We start from the raw sequence: 14,807 nt of genomic DNA, 5'->3' as shown, positions 1-14,807 counted from the left end.
GCGCACCGTGCCGTCCGTGGTCGTGTGAGCATCGACGGCATGAGCGGAGAACTCGTCGTCGGTGTCAGCGGCAGCCCCTCGGACCCCTCGCGGACGTCCACCCTGGTGGCTGCGACCGTGGCGCGCCTCGGGCAGGAGATCGAGGGCTCCCGGACGGAGACGATCGAGATCGGGCCGCTGCTGGCCGACCTCGGAGCGTCGCCGTCCCGGGCCGCGATGTCCGACCGCACCCGCCGGGCCCTCGAGACCGTCGAGTCGGCGGACGTCCTCGTCGTGGGCAGCCCGGCGTTCCGCGCCGCGTACTCCGGCGCGTTCAAGCTCTTCTTCGACTGGGTCGGGCAGTACGACCTGGTCGACACCCCGGTGCTCCTGACCGCGACGGGCGGCAGCGACCGGCACGCCCTGCTCGTCGAGCACCAGATGCGCCCGCTGTTCGGCTTCTTCCAGTCGACGACGCTGCCGATCGGCGTGTTCGGCAACGAGCGCGACTTCACCAAGCGCGAGGGCGGCTACGACATCACGAGCGTCGACCTCGAACTCCGGATCGACCAGGCCGTCGTGCGGGCGCTGCCGCTGATCCGCGGTGGTTTCGCGACCGCCGGCGCCCACGAGGTGCGTCGCCCCGCCGAGTTCTGACCGGCGGGCGCCTGCGCGTCGGAGGTCGAACTGCGCGTCGGAGGTCGAACGGCGCGTAGGAGGATGATCCGCGCGTAGGAGGTCGAACCGCGCGTAGGAGGTCGCGAATTCTGTCTCACGACGCGCGATTCCTCCTCCCATGTCACGCGCGATGGGCAGGAACGTGCGAGCCCGGCGCGACCAGCTGACGGACTGGAGGCGCGTGGCGGCGCCGCCACGCGCCTCCAGCCCGGACCGACCCAGCCCGGCCGCGACTCAGGCCAGCAGCGACGCGACGTGCGCGACTGCGAGCCGGTAGCCGTCCGGCCCGGCACCCGCGATGACCGCCGTCGCGGCGGTCGCCACGTGGTCGACGTGCCGGAACGGCTCCCGCTTCCACGTGTTCGACAGGTGTACCTCGACGACGGGGACCGACAACGCCTCGACCGCGTCGTGCAGCGCGACCGAGGTGTGCGCGTACGCGGCGGGGTTGATCACCACGCCGACGAAGTCGTCGAGCGCCTCGTGCAGCCACTCGACGAGCTCGCCCTCGCGGTTGGTCTGCCGGAAGTCGGCCTCGAGCTCGTGGGCCGCGGCCTCGGTGTGGACGATCGCCTCGATCTCGGCGAGCGTCACCGTGCCGTACTGCGTCGGGTCGCGCCGACCGAGGATGTCGAGGTTCGGGCCGTTGAGGACGAGGATGCGCGACTGCTCGGTCATGCAGCGAGCCTAGCGAGGGGCATCGCGCCGTCGGGTTCGTGATGCATACCCCGGCTATGTGAACGGTCACAATTCGGTGTAACGTCTCCGTCCGGGTCGGCGGAGTTGTCGACTGCAACACATCGACGGAGAGTGTCAATGGTTCTCGCGGCAGCGAACAACGGGATCCGGCTCGACTTGGGCTGGGTCGACTACCTGATGATCATCGTGTACTTCGCGGTGGTGATCGGGATCGGGTTCACGGCTCGGCGGCAGGTCCGCACGAGCATGGACTTCTTCCTCTCGGGCCGCAGCATGCCCGCGTGGATCACGGGGCTGGCGTTCGTGTCCGCGAACCTCGGTGCGACCGAGATCCTCGGCATGGCCGCCAACGGTGCCCAGATCGGCATGGCGACCCTGCACTACTACCTCGTCGGCGCCGTGCCGGCGATGGTGTTCCTCGGGCTCGTGATGATGCCCTTCTACTACGGCTCGAAGGTCCGTTCCGTGCCGGAGTTCATGCTCCGACGGTTCGGCAAGGCCCCGCACCTCGTGAACTCGATCGCGTTCGCGGTGTCGAACGTCCTCATCGCCGGCATCAACCTCTACGCGATGGCGATCGTCATCGAGGCCATGCTCGGCTGGCCGGAGTGGCTCGCGATCATCGTCTCGGCCGGCTTCGTCCTCGTCTACATCACCCTCGGCGGCCTATCGAGCGCCATCTACAACGAGGTCATGCAGTTCTTCGTGATCATCGCCGGGCTCATCCCGCTGACGATCGTCGGTCTGCACCGCGTCGGCGGCTGGGACGGCCTCACCAAGGCGATCACCGAGACGCAGGGCGTGCAGCACCTGCAGGCGTGGGCCGGCACCGGCTTCGGCGACGTGACGAACCCGATCGGTGCGAACTGGCTCGCCATCGTGCTCGGCTTGGGCTTCGTGCTCGGCTTCGGCTACTGGACGACCAACTTCACCGAGGTGCAGCGCGCGTTCTCGGCGAAGAACATGTCCGCGGCTCGCCGCACCCCGCTCATCGCCGCGATCCCGAAGCTCTTCATCCCCGCGATCGTCGTCATCCCCGGCCTCATCGCCGCGGCCGTCGTCGGCAACCAGTTCGCGTCCGGCGCGCTCGACTACAACGACGCGATCCCGAAGCTCATCCAGATGTACCTGCCGACCGGTGTGCTCGGCGTCGCGGTGACCGGACTCCTCGCCTCGTTCATGGCGGGCATGGCGGCGAACGTCTCGTCGTTCAACACCGTCTTCACGTACGACATCTGGCAGCGCTACATCAAGCCGAACATGCCCGACGTGCACTACCTCACGACCGGCCGCTGGGTCACCGTCGTCGGCGTGGTCGTCGGCATCGCGACCGCGTTCATCGCCGCGCAGGCGTCGAACATCATGACGTACATGCAGACGCTGTTCTCGTTCTTCAACGCGCCGCTGTTCGCCGTGTTCATCCTCGGTCTGCTCTGGAAGCGGATGACCACCCAGGGCGCCCTCTGGGGGTACGTGCTCGGGATCGTCACGCCGACGATCACGTGGATCGCCTACCTGGTGAACCCCGACCTCTTCGCCACCGCGACGGCGGAGACCCTGTACGGCGCGATCATCTCGTTCGTCACCGTGCTCGTGGTCGGGTTCGTCGTCTCGATGGTCACGAAGCCGAAGGCCGAGAAGGAGCTCAGCGGCCTGGTCTACGGCATCGGGAAGATCGACCTGCACGGCGACTCGGTCGCGACGGACACCGCCTGGTACCGCTCGCCGGCGCTGCTCGGCACCGTGGCGCTCGTGCTCTGCGTCGTCCTCTACCTCCCGTTCCTCTGAGCCATCCCGCGAGATCCGCGAAGGAGATCACCACGCATGAGTGACACCACCACCGGCATGACGGACGAGCAGAAGGCCGCACTCGTCCGCTCCACCCGCCGCCTCGACCTGCGCCGCATCCTCGGCGGCCTGTTCGTCCTCTACGGCGTCATCACGACGATCGTCGGCATCGTGCACTGGAACACCGACCCCGAGAAGACCGGCGGCATCCACATCAACCTGTGGGTCGGGCTCTCGATGCTCGTCGGCGGGCTGCTGTTCTTCCTCTGGGACCGCCTGAACCCGGTGCCGGCCGAGGACATCATCGGCCAGGCCGAAGCCGAGGCGCACCAGAAGGCCGCCGGCGAAGGGCGCGAGCTGGCCTGACCCGCGCGCGTCGCTGCGCTCCGGGCGCCGACCCGGACGACGAAACCGCTGTCGGACGACGGCGGTTTCGTCGTTCCCGGGCGGTCGCAGCTGCTGGTGCCCGCGACGAGTGACGAGGCCGCCGTCGGCACTCACGGTTCGGCTCGCGTCGACCAGGCGGGCAGCGTCAGCCTGGAGGCACGGTGCAAGTCGGTCGAGTGACTCCTGCCCGCCTCGCCGCCGGTTGACGGCCTCTCCGCGCGGCTCCTAGTATTGATATGTCGATCGGGTGCTCTCGGTCGAAAGTGATCCCCGGACGACCTGCAGCCAGCGCGGGGCCCGGGGATTTGCGCTGGTCGGGGCTGTCGTCAGCTACTCGACCGAGATGTCCGTCGTTCCCGACGCGCCGGCCGCAGGCGATGTCTGCGAGTGCCAAGAGTGGCTCGTCTGGCCCTCGGACGTGTTCGTGCCGGAGGCCGCGGCCGAGTCCTCGGTCGCGGATCGCATCGAGCAGGCGACGGTCATTGCGGTCCGCGTGCGGCCCGCGGGACTCGAGGACGAGGTGCCGCACACCGCGCACGTCGAGTTCGAACACGAGTCGCTCGAGGCACCGCCGCCGGCGCCGCTCGGGTCGGGCTGGGACACCGTCGTACCGGATGACGAGCACCTCGACGGCGTACCTGAGGAGTTCCAACCACGAAAGCCGTTGCGTCGCGAGTGCTTCGTACCAGTGGAGCTTTCGCATGCGCATGGGACGCACCGCTTCGACTGCGCTCCGTGCGTCCGGCCGTGCGTCCGGGCCGACGATGACCGCCGAGATCAGGTACGCGCTGTGGTCTCGCCCACCGCCGGGCTCGGACTCGTCGACGTACGCGCGCATCGAGCCAGCACATTGCGTATCACTGGCTCGGAGTGGTACCGGGAAGGAACGGTTGCGGCCCGCGGGTGGGTGGGCCAGGTTGATCCTGACGAAAGGACCTCCCATGGACACGATGGTCTTCATCAACCTGCCGGTCGACGACCTCGAGCGCTCGAAGGCGTTCTACGAAGCGCTCGGCTACTCGATCAACCCGGACTTCACCGACGAGACCGCGGCGTGCGTGGTGGTCAGCGACACGATCTACGTGATGGTGCTGACGAAGGCGAAGTTCGCCGAGTTCACCGACAAGCCCATCGCCGACGCGGGCACGATCGAGGTGATCAACTCCCTCAGCGCACCGTCGAAGGACGAGGTCCACCGTGTGGTCGACGCCGCGGTGATGTCGGGCGGGAACGAGGACCGGCCGGAGATGGACCTCGGGTTCATGTACCAGCGGAGCTTCACCGACCCCGACGGCCACCGCTGGGAGTACGTGTGGATGGACTCCGAAGCGATGCAGGACGGCCCGCCCACGGAGTGACGCTGTCGGCCGGGGCGGCCATGATGAGGGGATGAGCCCCGAACCCGTCGCCGTGCCCACGTCCGACCTCGTCGTGGGGGACGACGGGCTCGCCCGACCGGTGTGGGCCTCGACGGACGCGCTGCTCCGCGACTACTACGACACCGAGTGGGGCATGCCCGTCCGCGACGAACGGGGTGTGTTCGAGCGACTCTCGCTCGAGGCCTTCCAGTCCGGGCTCTCCTGGCGCACGATCCTGGCGAAGCGGCCGGCCTTCCGAGCGGCCTTCGCGGACTTCGAGGCCGACACCGTGGCGCAGTTCGGCGAGGACGACGTCGCACGGCTGATGGCTGACGCCGGGATCGTCCGGAACCGCGCGAAGATCCTGGCGACGATCACCAACGCGAACGCCACGATCGCCCTGCGCGAGGACGGCGGCCTGAGCGACTTCGTGTGGTCGTTCCGGCCCGCGTCGACGCCCGAGCCGCGGTCGTACGCCGAGGTCCCGACGAAGTCCGACGAGTCCGTCGCGCTGTCGAAGGCGCTGCGGAAGCGCGGGTTCGCCTTCGTCGGCCCGACCACGATGTACGCGCTGATGGAGGCGCTCGGCATCGTCGACACGCACCTGGTCGGCAGCCACCGGCGGGGGACCTCGGGCGTCTGGGGCTGATCGAGACCGGGCCGGTCGGGCAGGGCTATGGTCGCGACATGACCTCCGAGAACCCGCGCGTCCACCCCGTCCACCCGGTCGACGCCGACGTGGTCGAGGTGCCGGTCGACGCCGAGGTCCCGACCCCCGACCCCGTCGACGACGGCGACGCGGTCACCCCGGAGCACGACCCGGACGAGGTCCGGATCTCGTTCCTGCTCTTCCCGCACCTGACCCAGCTCGACCTGACCGGTCCGGCGCAGGTGCTGTCGCGGGTGCCCGGAGCGCGCGTCGAGTACGTCGCCGCCACGCTCGAGCCCGTCCCGAGCGACTGCGGGCTCGCCCTCGTGCCGACCACGACCATCGACGACGCCGGCCCCGCGGACGTGCTGGTCGTGCCCGGCGGGGACGGAGCCTTCGACGCGATGCTCGACCCCGCGGTGATCGCGTTCGTCCGGCGCGAGGCTGAGCGTGCGACCTGGGTGACCTCGGTGTGCACCGGCGCGTTCGTGCTCGGAGCGGCGGGGCTGCTGGCGGGCAAGCGTGCGACGACGCACTGGGCGTCGAAGCCGATGCTCGAGGCGTTCGGAGCACAGCCGGTGGAGGACCGCGTGGTCGCCGACGGGTCGATCGTCACCGCGGCCGGGGTGAGCGCCGGCATCGACATGGCGTTGTGGCTGGCGGCCGAACTCGTCGGTCAGCCCGTGGCCGAGGCGATCCAGCTGCAGATCGAGTACGACCCGCAACCGCCGTTCGACGCCGGGTCCGTTCTCCGGGCGGACACCCGGGTCGTGGCCGACGCTCGCGCGGCAGCCGAGGACGCACGAGGCGCACGGGTCGCGCGAGCGGCGGCCGCCGTCATGCGCTGAGCGCGTCGGTCAGGGTGACGGCGTCCTCAGCGGTTCCCCTTGGACCCGCGCTTCGGTTTGCCCTTCATCCCGCGCTGCGTCCGGCCGCGGCCGGATGAGTTCTTCCCGCCGCCGCTCTTCGCGCCGGTGCCCTTCGTGGCGGAGCGCTTCGCGACGGTCTTCCCGTTGGCGGGTTTCGCCTTCCCGCCGCCGCCCCCACCGCCGGTCGACGAGCGCGAGCCGTCCCCGCCACCTGACGGACGCGAGCCGTCCTCGGCGTCGCGATCCGCGCCTCCAGGCTGGTCCGCCTGGTTCCGGGAACTGTTGGCGGTGCGTCCACGCACCACGCCGATGAACTCCTCCGTCGTGTCGGAGGCGTCCTCGTCGCGCCAGGCGAGCACGATCTGGGTTCCGGGCGCGCCGACGAGCGGGCGGCCGACCAGGTCCTTGCGGCTGGCGGCGCGGAACAACGACTGGGGGAGGACCGCCACGCCGACGTTCGCCTCGACCAGGTCGAGCGTCGCGTCGATGTCGGCGGGGACGGGGCCGGCGTCGATGACGTGCACCTCGGCGTCGGTGAGGTCGACCTCGGCGAGGTCGGCGAGCGGGGAGTCCTTCCGCATCGCGACTACGGCGGTCTCGGTCCACAGCGGAATCGCGTTGTGGGCGTCCGAAACGGGCACGCGGGCGAAGACCATGTCGACCTCGCCGGCGAGTGCGTCGTCCACCTCGTTGGCACCGATCGGGCGGAGGAGGAGCTCGACGGAGGGGAAGCGTTCCCGCCAGACGCGAGCCCACTTGGCGGGGGAGACCCCGGGCACGAAGGCGATGGTGAGAGCCGCGGTCATGCAGACGAGCATAGGGGCCGTACCCTTGTCGGTATGGCGCAGGAACAGACCATGAAGCCCGAGACGGCCGCGAAGAAGCTCGGCATCCTGCTGGCGGCCGCCCCGGAGACCTTCCAGAGCGCGCCGATCAGCCGGACCGCGTTCGACGAACTCCGTACGGAACCCCCGACCTGGCTCGAGGACCTCCGTCGCGACGGACCGCACCCCCGACCCGTCGTGGCGCAGAAGCTCGGCATCTCGATCTCGGGGTTGACCCGAGCCGGGATCGACGATCCGCTCACCACGACCGAGATCAAGACGCTGCTCGAGCAGAAGCCCGAGTGGCTCGTCCGCGAGCGTGCGACGCAGGCAGCGGTGCACGCCGAGAACGCCCGCGTGAAGCAGGAGCGCGCCGCCAAGGCCGCTTCCCGCGCCCAGGACTGACCACCGCGCGCCACCCAGCGCTCCCGCCCGAGGAACCGCCGTGCACGAGACCGTCGCCGACGCCATGCTCGTCGTGCCGCAGTTCGCGTCGGTGTGCTGCATCGTCGGAGACCGGTACCGCCCAAGACCTACGGTGATCGTCCCCGCCGCGGTGATGCTCGTCGCCATGCTCATGCCCGTGGTGCACGCCGGTGCGTCGTGGACCCTGCTGGCGGCGACCGTGCTGCTGCTCCTCGCACCGCTGCCGGTGATGCGTCGACGGCGCGCCGACGGACGTCGCGCCGAGCCGATGGACGTCCACCGGGCGCTGTCGGCGGTGGTGATGGCGGGCATGCTGCTGATGGGGCACGCGACCGGACTCGCCGACGGACACGCCGGGCACGGCATCGCGCTGACCGCGGTCCTCGGGGCCGGGGTGATCGGCTACTGCGCGTTCAGCGGGTGGCTGCTCCGGTACGAGTGGGGGCGCGACGACCGTCGTGCGATCCGCAGCGGCGAGGTGTTCGCGATGACGGTCGCCGTGGTCGGCATGACGCTCGCGATGTAGTCAGACCGCGGCGGTGTCGGTGTCGGTGTCGGCGTCCGTGCTGCTCGCGGAGTGGACCCGCTCCTTCGTCGCCTGGATCGTGTCGCGCGGCACCGGCGGCACGCCCCGACGGATCCCGCGCACGCCGACGGCCAGCAGGATCGCGGTCATGATCCCGAAGCCCACGAAGGTGATGCCCGTCGCCGCCCAGAGCGGCAGCGCCAGCGCGAGCAGTGCGACCACGAAGCCGGCCAGCGCCACGAGGGTGGTCAGCGCGAAGGCCACGCCGACGCCGGTCAGCACCAGCCCGGTCTTCGCGCCGCTCACCCGCTCGCCGACCTCGCGTCGGGCCGACGCGACCTCGTCGCGGACGGCGCGGAGCACCGGCTCGAGCGCCTTCTGCACCAGTCCGGCGGTCATCGTGTCGCGGAACGACGGCTTGCTGCTGCGGCTCTCGTCGTGGTCGGTGCTGCTCATGGGGTCTCCTGTCCGGGGCGCGGCGTTCGCGCCCTCGGGGTGGACGCAGTGGAGTCGATGATCGTCACGGCACCGGCGACGGTGCTCGGCGGGTTCGCAGGTTCAGCGGCGCTCGCGAGACGCACGCCGCGCGGTGCCGGGCGCATCGCACCCCCGCACGGTCGTCGCGCCCCCGCACCCGGGGGCGCGATGTCCGCGTCGGGGTGCGATCCGCGCGCGTGACGACCGCGGTGGGCCACCGCAACGGCCTGGAGGCCCGCCCCGCGTCGACGACGCAGGGCGGGCCTCCAGGGACGGTGGCGTTCAGGGCGTCAGGAAGCGACCTCGTCGAGGTCGTCGATCCCGCGGGCCTCGGCCGCTGCGCGGCGGGCGCGCATCGACGGAGCGATGAGGGCTCCGACAACCGCGAGGACCGCCACGCCGGTGCAGGCCCAGAACCCGATCGTGAAGGCGTCGTCGGTCGGCAGTCCCTGCAGCGTGCTGTGCGAGGTGATGAGCGCCGCGATGACGGCGGTACCGACGCTCGAACCGATCGTCCGGACGACGGTGTTGGCGCTGATCGCCTCGCCGGTCTGGTTCGCGGGGACGCTCTCGATGATCGCGTTCGAGCACGCCGCGAGGGCCATGCCGATGCCGACACCGGTCAGGACGCCGGAGACGACGACCTGCCAGAGCTCGGCGTGGCTGATCGCCGGGATCACGAACGCGGCGACGATCGCGACCCCGCCGATGAGCATCGGCGGCTTCGGGCCGACCTTCCGGACGAGGATGCCGGCGATGGGCCCCGCGATGACCATCATGATCACGGTCGGCAGGAGGAAGAGTCCGGCTTCGGTGACGTCCTTGCCGAAGCCGTACCCGACGGCGGACGGCAGCTGCAGCAGGGTCGGGACGAGGACGAACGTGCCGAACATCGCGAAGCCGAAGACGAGGGCGACGACGTGGGCGGTCCAGACCCCGCGGACCGCGAAGAGCCGGACGTCGATCAGGGGTTCGCTGACCCGGAGCTCGACGAACACGAAGGCGATGAGCGCGACGGCGCCGAGCACGAGCAGGCCGACGGTCTTCACGTCGCCCCAGCCCCAGGTCTCGCCCTCGCTGATCGCCAGCAGGATCGCGACCAGGGAGACGCCGAGCACGAGGGTGCCGACCATGTCGAGGCGCCCGGGCTTGCGGACGGGGGACTCGGGCATGCCGAACACCGCGCCGAGCAGGGCGATCACGACGAGCACGGCGGGCAGCCAGAACAGCCAGTGCCACGACAGGTGCTCGACGATCGGGCCGGCCGCGACGATGCCGACACCGGCGCCGATGCCGAAGATCGCCGAGAGCAGGCCGATGGTGACGCTGACCTTCTCCTTGGGGAGCTCGTCGCGCACGATGCCGATCGACAGCGGCATGACCGCACCAGCAGCACCCTGCAGCGCACGGCCGACGATGAGCGTGCCGAGGTTCGGGGCGAGGGCCGCGAGGACGGCCCCGACGAGCAGGATGGACAGCACGACGATGAGGACCTTGCGCTTGCCGACCATGTCCCCGAGACGGCCGAGGATCGGCGTGAGCACGGAGGCCGACAGCAGGTAGGCGGTCAGGACCCAGCTCGTCGCGCTCGTGGAGGCGCCGAGGTCCTGCCCGATGGTCGACAGCGCCGGGGCGACGAGCGACTGCAGCACCGCGAAGGACAGGCCGCCGAGGGACAGGTAGACGATGATCGCCGTGCTGTTCGGTCGCCGGCCGTCGGTGGTGGGGTGGGACCCGGTCCGCGGGGTCGCCATGGTCTCGGTCATCGTGCTCCGTACGATCGATGTAAACGCTTGCTGACTTGATGAGGGTACGCGGTTGCCGGACGATGTCAACACTTGCTTACATCACCGCGCGGACCGGTACGCTTCGACCATGAGCAAGGACGCCGAGGCCACCCGCCTGCTGCTCGTGCAGGCCGCTCGTCGTCGGTTCGCCTTCGACGGCTACCGGGCCACCACGGTGCGCGACATCGCCGCCGACGCCGGCGTCAACGTCGCGCTCATCAACCGGTACTTCGGGTCGAAGGAGGGGCTCTTCCGCGCGTGTCTCGACCGCGTCGTGCGGGACCTCGGCACCGAGGAGCGCTCCGTCGGCGACGCCGAGCGGGCGGTCCGCGGCCTGATCGGGCACGTCGTGCGGTCCCCGACGGACGAGGACTCGCTGCAGCTCATGCTCCTCTTGCGGTCCTCCGGCGACGACGGCGCCGACGCCATCCGCCGCGAGACGCTCCGCCGCTACGCCGAACGGCTGGCCGGCGCCGTCGCGAGCGAGGTCACCGACGACCTGCTCGTCCGCGCCGAGATCGCGCTCGCCGTGGTGCTCGGCATGACCATGCTGCGGACCTCCACGCAGGTCGAACCGCTGGCGTCCGCCGACCACGAGGCCGTCGCGGTGCCGCTCGAGGACGCCCTGCGCGCACTGCTCACCGGCGGCACGGCACGGTAGCGTCGAGCCGTGTCCGAACGCTCCGTCCGCCGCCCCGACCCCGCCCCGCGCCTCGACGAGGTCGACGAGCGGATCCTCTGGACGCTCGCGGCCGACGCCCGGATCCCGAACAACCGGCTCGCCGCCGCGGTGGGCATCGCCCCGTCGACGTGCCTGACCCGGGTGCGGGCGCTCGAGGACGCCGGGGTCATCCGGGGCTACCGCGCCGAGGTCGACGTCGCCCGGCTCGGGTTCGCGATCGAGGCGATGGTCTCGGTGCGCGTGCACGCCGCCGCCCGGCACGAGCTCCGGGACTTCGCGAAGCGCCTGCTGCGGGTGCCCGTCGTGCAGGACGTGTCGTTCCTGGCCGGCGACAAGGACTTCCTCGTGCACATCGCCTGCACGTCGACGGAGCAGCTGCGGGACTTCGTGGCCGACGAGCTCAGCGGCGACCCCTCGGTGGCGACGACGCAGACGAACATCGTGTTCGAACGGCTCGTCGCGGACCGGGCGCACCAGGGCCGCTCGTTCGACGAGCTCCGCCGCTGGCGCGCCTGACCGGCGGAGCCCCTGGCGAGCCCGACGGCCGCCGCACCTCAGCGCGTGCGGGTCATCGGGAGGTGCGTGATCCCGTCCTCGACGAAGTCCTCACCGGAGCGCACGAACCCGAACCGGCCGTACCACTGCTCGAGGTGCGCCTGGGCATCGATCGCGATGCTCGGCGAGCGGGTCTCGGCGATCGCGGCCTCGATGAGCTGCGCGGCCAGACCCTGACCGCGGGAGGCCCGAGCGGTGGCGACCCGACCGATGCGCTCGGTGCCGTCGGGCTCGCGGAGGAGCCGAAGCGTCGCGTCGACCGACCCCTGCCCGGCCCAGAACTGCACGGTGCCCGGCTCGAGGTCGCGGCCGTCGATGTCGGGGTAGGCGCACCCCTGCTCGACGACGAAGACGTCCTGCCGCAGACGGAGGATCTCGTGCAGCGTGACGACGTCCAGATTGCGGGTCGGAGCGTTGAAGATCGAGACCAAGACCGGCCTTTCCTGACGAATTCTTGAGAAAACTGGTGCATTCGGGAACGGACGGGCGTACCGTGCCGACCAACCACTCTACGTGCGCAGCCGAGATCAGGAGGTGAGCGCATGGACCAGCCGTTGCGCGCACCCTGGCGCGCGATGACCCGGTACGCGCTGTACGGCATCGTCGTCGCCGCGGCCCTCGTGCTGCTCACCCTCGTGCTCGGTGCCCGTCCTGCCTCCGCGGCGACGAACGCACCCCAGCCGTCACAGCAGCGCGGCCTCGTCGGTGGCCTGGTCCAGGGCCTCGGCGACACCGTGCAGGGTGTGACGAGTGGTGTCGGGCACGTCGTCGAGCGTGCCGTCGACCCGGTCCGGACCGCGGTCGCGCCGCCCGCGGCACCCGCACCCGCAGCGCCCGCTCCTGCCCCTGCAGCTCCGGCTCCGGCAGCGCCCGCTCCCGCCCCGGTCTCGTCCGCCCCTGCGGCGCCGGCCCCCGCAGCGTCGACACCCGCGGCCTCGAGCCCCGCACCGTCGTCCCCGACGCCGTCGAGCCCCGCCCCCGCGGCACCGGCTCCGGCGCCCGCGACGACCCCCGCAGCTCCCACCGGCAGCGCCCCGACCGGCGCCACCGCCGGCTCGAAGCCGGCCACCGGGACCATCCCGGCCACCGGGACCATCCCGGCCACCCCGGCGACCGCCGCGGACGCGACCGGGGCGAGCAGCGCCTCCAGGCCCGTCACGGAAACCCTCGTCACCGTTCTCCGCCCCGTCACGGGAGCCGTCGAGCACCTCACCGGCGCACGCCCGGTGACCACCGTCGTCGGTGCCCTCGACCAGGTCGTCGGCTGCCTGCCGGTCCTCGGGACCGTGCTCGGCGACGACACCCTCGGCACCGTCACCCGCCCGGTCACCGGGCTGGTCGACGACACGCTCGGCGGCGTCGGTTCGACCGTCGGGTCCGTCCCGGGCGTGGTCGCCGGCCTGCCCCCGGTCGTGGGCGGCGTCCTGCCTGGAGGCACGGATCCCGTCGTCGACGTCCCCGGCGCCCCGGTGGGCGGCGGCTCCACGGCCCCCGTCGGCTCGGCACCCTCCGGCGTGCGTCCGGACGGCGCGACGTCAGTGGCCGGCACGGCGGCCCAGTCCGCACCGGCCTCGAGCGCGGCTGCGACCGCCGCCGAGCGCTCGGCGCGTGCGGACGCGGTGTCGTCCGAGACCGCGACGGTCATCGCCGGCGACCAGACCACCCGGGCCGGCCTCGCCGCCGAGGACGTCACCGTCGGCGGCCGGGCGCTCCTCGTCCCGCAGGGCAACGGCACCGGGAACGGCGACGGCCCCCTCGACGGCCCCGTCGCGGGCGTCCTCGGCAGCAGTGCCACCGGCTCCACCGGCTCGGCCGCAGCCGTCGGCATCGTCGGTTCCACCGGCGGACAGATCTCCCTCGCCGCGGGGTCACGCGGCACCCTCTCCGACGACGCGGTCCCCGCATCGGTCGTCGGCGAGCACGACGTCGCCCCTGACTGAGATCGGTGCTCCTGTCCACCACGGCAGGCACGCACCACCGGCCGCCATCGCGGTCGGCCAACGATCTCGATCAGTGAGGAACGACCATGAACAAGTACGTCTCCAGAGGGCTGTGGTTCACCCTCTTCGTCGGCGGGCTGACGCTCGGAGGGGCATGTGCCGCGAACGCAGCCACGACCTCCGGCGCGGACGGCACCGTCTCGGGTACACAGGTTGCCCCGTCCGTCTCCGCCCCGGTGTCGGCCTCCGGCAACGCGCTCGGCGTGCTCGGCGACGCGGTGTCGTCGGTCACGTCGGCCGTCACGGGCGCTCCGACGGCTCCCGCATCCACGCCGGCAGCTCCGGCCGCGGCGCCCTCGACCTCAGGGTCGGACGGCGTCGCCTCGGGTACGCAGGTCGTGCCGGAGGTTGCCGCTCCCGTGCAGGTCTCCGGCAACGCCATCGCCGTCGGCGGGGACGCCGCGTCGACCTCGGCGGCGCCGGCCGCTCCTGCCGCGCCTGCTCCGGCGGCTGCTGCACCTGCCGCTGCTGCTCCGGCGACCTCCGGGTCGGACGGGGTGGCCTCGGGCACCCAGGTGGCCGGTGACGTGACCGCTCCGGTCACGGCGACCGGCAACGCGATCGCCGTCGGTGGGGACGCCACGTCCTCGACCCCGGCGACGGCGGTCGCTCCGGCGGCGCCGGCGTCCTCCGCTCCGGCTGCGAGTGAGTCGGCTCCGACGACGTCGGGCTCGGACGGGACGGCCTCCGGCACGCAGGTCGCGCCGGTCGTGTCGATCCCGGTGACGGTGACCGGCAACGGCATCGGGCTGCTCGGGGACGGCTCCTCGAGCGGTGCCACGGCGGGTTCGGCAACGACCACGCCGGCAGCGGGTGGTTCGACCTCGGGGTCGGACGGCATCGCGTCGGGTTCGCAGGTGTCCCCGGTGGTGTCGCTGCCGATCACGATCGGTGGGAACGGCATCGCTCTGGTCGGTGACGGGACTTCGACGGGGTCGACGACCCCGGCCACGGGCGCCGGCACCGGCACGACGACGCCGGTTGCGGGTGGTTCGACCTCCGGGTCGGACGGCACGGCCTCGGGCACGCAGGTGTCCCCGGTGGTCTCCGTCCCCGTGACGGTGTCGGGCAACGGCATCGGTCTGCTGGGTGACGGGACCTCGACGGGGTCCACGACCCCGGC

At 71.7% G+C, this 14,807-nt stretch carries 17 protein-coding genes; 12 read left to right on the top strand and 5 right to left on the bottom strand.

The features are described from left to right. Window positions 1-39 precede the first annotated feature (39 nt). On the top strand, window positions 40-636 hold the full coding sequence (locus BIU96_RS09185; RefSeq protein ID WP_071292366.1) for an NAD(P)H-dependent oxidoreductase: 597 nt from the start codon (window positions 40-42) through the stop codon (window positions 634-636). 255 nt (window positions 637-891) lie between these two features. Here the strand turns inward: BIU96_RS09185 and aroQ are convergent, their stop codons facing one another. Further along, the gene (gene aroQ / locus BIU96_RS09180) at window positions 892-1,335 is read right to left on the bottom strand and encodes a type II 3-dehydroquinate dehydratase (protein ID WP_071292312.1); all 444 of its coding nucleotides are present in this window, start codon (window positions 1,333-1,335) and stop codon (window positions 892-894) included. A 138-nt stretch (window positions 1,336-1,473) separates the two neighbouring features. Here aroQ and BIU96_RS09175 point away from each other — a divergent pair, with 138 nt between their 5' ends. The 5 genes from BIU96_RS09175 to BIU96_RS09155 all read left to right on the top strand — a co-directional run bounded on the left by BIU96_RS09175 (window position 1,474) and on the right by BIU96_RS09155 (window position 6,386). Then, entirely contained in the window at window positions 1,474-3,144 is a 1,671-nt protein-coding gene (locus BIU96_RS09175) for a sodium:solute symporter family protein (RefSeq protein ID WP_071292311.1), read from the top strand. Between the two features lie 36 nt (window positions 3,145-3,180). Further along, window positions 3,181-3,510, top strand: a complete 330-nt coding sequence (locus BIU96_RS09170; RefSeq protein WP_133518830.1) for a hypothetical protein — start codon at window positions 3,181-3,183, stop codon at window positions 3,508-3,510. A 962-nt stretch (window positions 3,511-4,472) separates the two neighbouring features. Continuing rightward, window positions 4,473-4,889, top strand: coding sequence for a VOC family protein (locus BIU96_RS09165; protein WP_071292310.1), 417 nt, complete (start codon window positions 4,473-4,475; stop codon window positions 4,887-4,889). A gap of 31 nt (window positions 4,890-4,920) precedes the next feature. Then, window positions 4,921-5,538, top strand: a complete 618-nt coding sequence (locus BIU96_RS09160) for a DNA-3-methyladenine glycosylase I (RefSeq protein WP_071292309.1) — start codon at window positions 4,921-4,923, stop codon at window positions 5,536-5,538. Between the two features lie 38 nt (window positions 5,539-5,576). Continuing rightward, window positions 5,577-6,386: a DJ-1/PfpI family protein gene (locus tag BIU96_RS09155; RefSeq protein WP_083402780.1), complete on the top strand. Its 810-nt coding sequence runs from the start codon at window positions 5,577-5,579 to the stop codon at window positions 6,384-6,386. A gap of 26 nt (window positions 6,387-6,412) precedes the next feature. On the opposite strand, the gene BIU96_RS09150 is transcribed toward BIU96_RS09155, so the two are convergent. Beyond that, window positions 6,413-7,213 (bottom strand): LysR family transcriptional regulator substrate-binding protein, encoded by an 801-nt coding sequence (locus BIU96_RS09150; protein ID WP_071292363.1) that lies wholly within the window; start codon window positions 7,211-7,213, stop codon window positions 6,413-6,415. A gap of 33 nt (window positions 7,214-7,246) precedes the next feature. Here BIU96_RS09150 and BIU96_RS09145 point away from each other — a divergent pair, with 33 nt between their 5' ends. Beyond that, window positions 7,247-7,636, top strand: a complete 390-nt coding sequence (locus BIU96_RS09145) for a DUF5997 family protein (protein ID WP_071292308.1) — start codon at window positions 7,247-7,249, stop codon at window positions 7,634-7,636. 40 nt (window positions 7,637-7,676) lie between these two features. Continuing rightward, window positions 7,677-8,183 carry a hypothetical protein gene (locus tag BIU96_RS09140; protein WP_071292307.1) on the top strand — a complete coding sequence of 169 codons (507 nt, stop codon included), beginning with the start codon at window positions 7,677-7,679 and terminating at the stop codon, window positions 8,181-8,183. Here the strand turns inward: BIU96_RS09140 and BIU96_RS09135 are convergent, their stop codons facing one another. Beyond that, a complete protein-coding gene (locus BIU96_RS09135; RefSeq protein WP_071292306.1) occupies window positions 8,184-8,639 on the bottom strand; it encodes a phage holin family protein in 456 nt (151 codons plus the stop codon). It abuts the gene before it with no gap. A gap of 311 nt (window positions 8,640-8,950) precedes the next feature. Then, entirely contained in the window at window positions 8,951-10,426 is a 1,476-nt protein-coding gene (locus BIU96_RS09130) for an MFS transporter (RefSeq protein WP_071292305.1), read from the bottom strand. Window positions 10,427-10,535: 109 nt separating this feature from the next. Between BIU96_RS09130 and BIU96_RS20395 the strand changes: the two genes are divergently transcribed. Both BIU96_RS20395 and BIU96_RS09120 read left to right on the top strand, forming a co-directional pair. Next, a complete protein-coding gene (locus BIU96_RS20395) occupies window positions 10,536-11,108 on the top strand; it encodes a TetR/AcrR family transcriptional regulator (protein WP_071292304.1) in 573 nt (190 codons plus the stop codon). Window positions 11,109-11,117: 9 nt separating this feature from the next. Continuing rightward, a complete protein-coding gene (locus BIU96_RS09120) occupies window positions 11,118-11,645 on the top strand; it encodes an Lrp/AsnC family transcriptional regulator (RefSeq protein ID WP_071292303.1) in 528 nt (175 codons plus the stop codon). A 38-nt stretch (window positions 11,646-11,683) separates the two neighbouring features. On the opposite strand, the gene BIU96_RS09115 is transcribed toward BIU96_RS09120, so the two are convergent. Beyond that, window positions 11,684-12,115: a GNAT family N-acetyltransferase gene (locus tag BIU96_RS09115; RefSeq protein ID WP_071292302.1), complete on the bottom strand. Its 432-nt coding sequence runs from the start codon at window positions 12,113-12,115 to the stop codon at window positions 11,684-11,686. A 111-nt stretch (window positions 12,116-12,226) separates the two neighbouring features. On the opposite strand from BIU96_RS09115, the gene BIU96_RS09110 reads away from it, so the two are divergent. Beyond that, window positions 12,227-13,624, top strand: coding sequence for a hypothetical protein (locus tag BIU96_RS09110; protein WP_139199942.1), 1,398 nt, complete (start codon window positions 12,227-12,229; stop codon window positions 13,622-13,624). Between the two features lie 86 nt (window positions 13,625-13,710). Next, the coding region (locus BIU96_RS09105) for a hypothetical protein (protein ID WP_071292300.1) at window positions 13,711-14,807 on the top strand (1,097 nt) is incomplete at its 3' end.

Origin of the sequence: Curtobacterium sp. MCBA15_008 (assembly GCF_001865065.1) — a bacterium.
Lineage (GTDB): Bacteria > Actinomycetota > Actinomycetes > Actinomycetales > Microbacteriaceae > Curtobacterium.
This window is presented reverse-complemented; position numbering and strand designations above follow the sequence as displayed.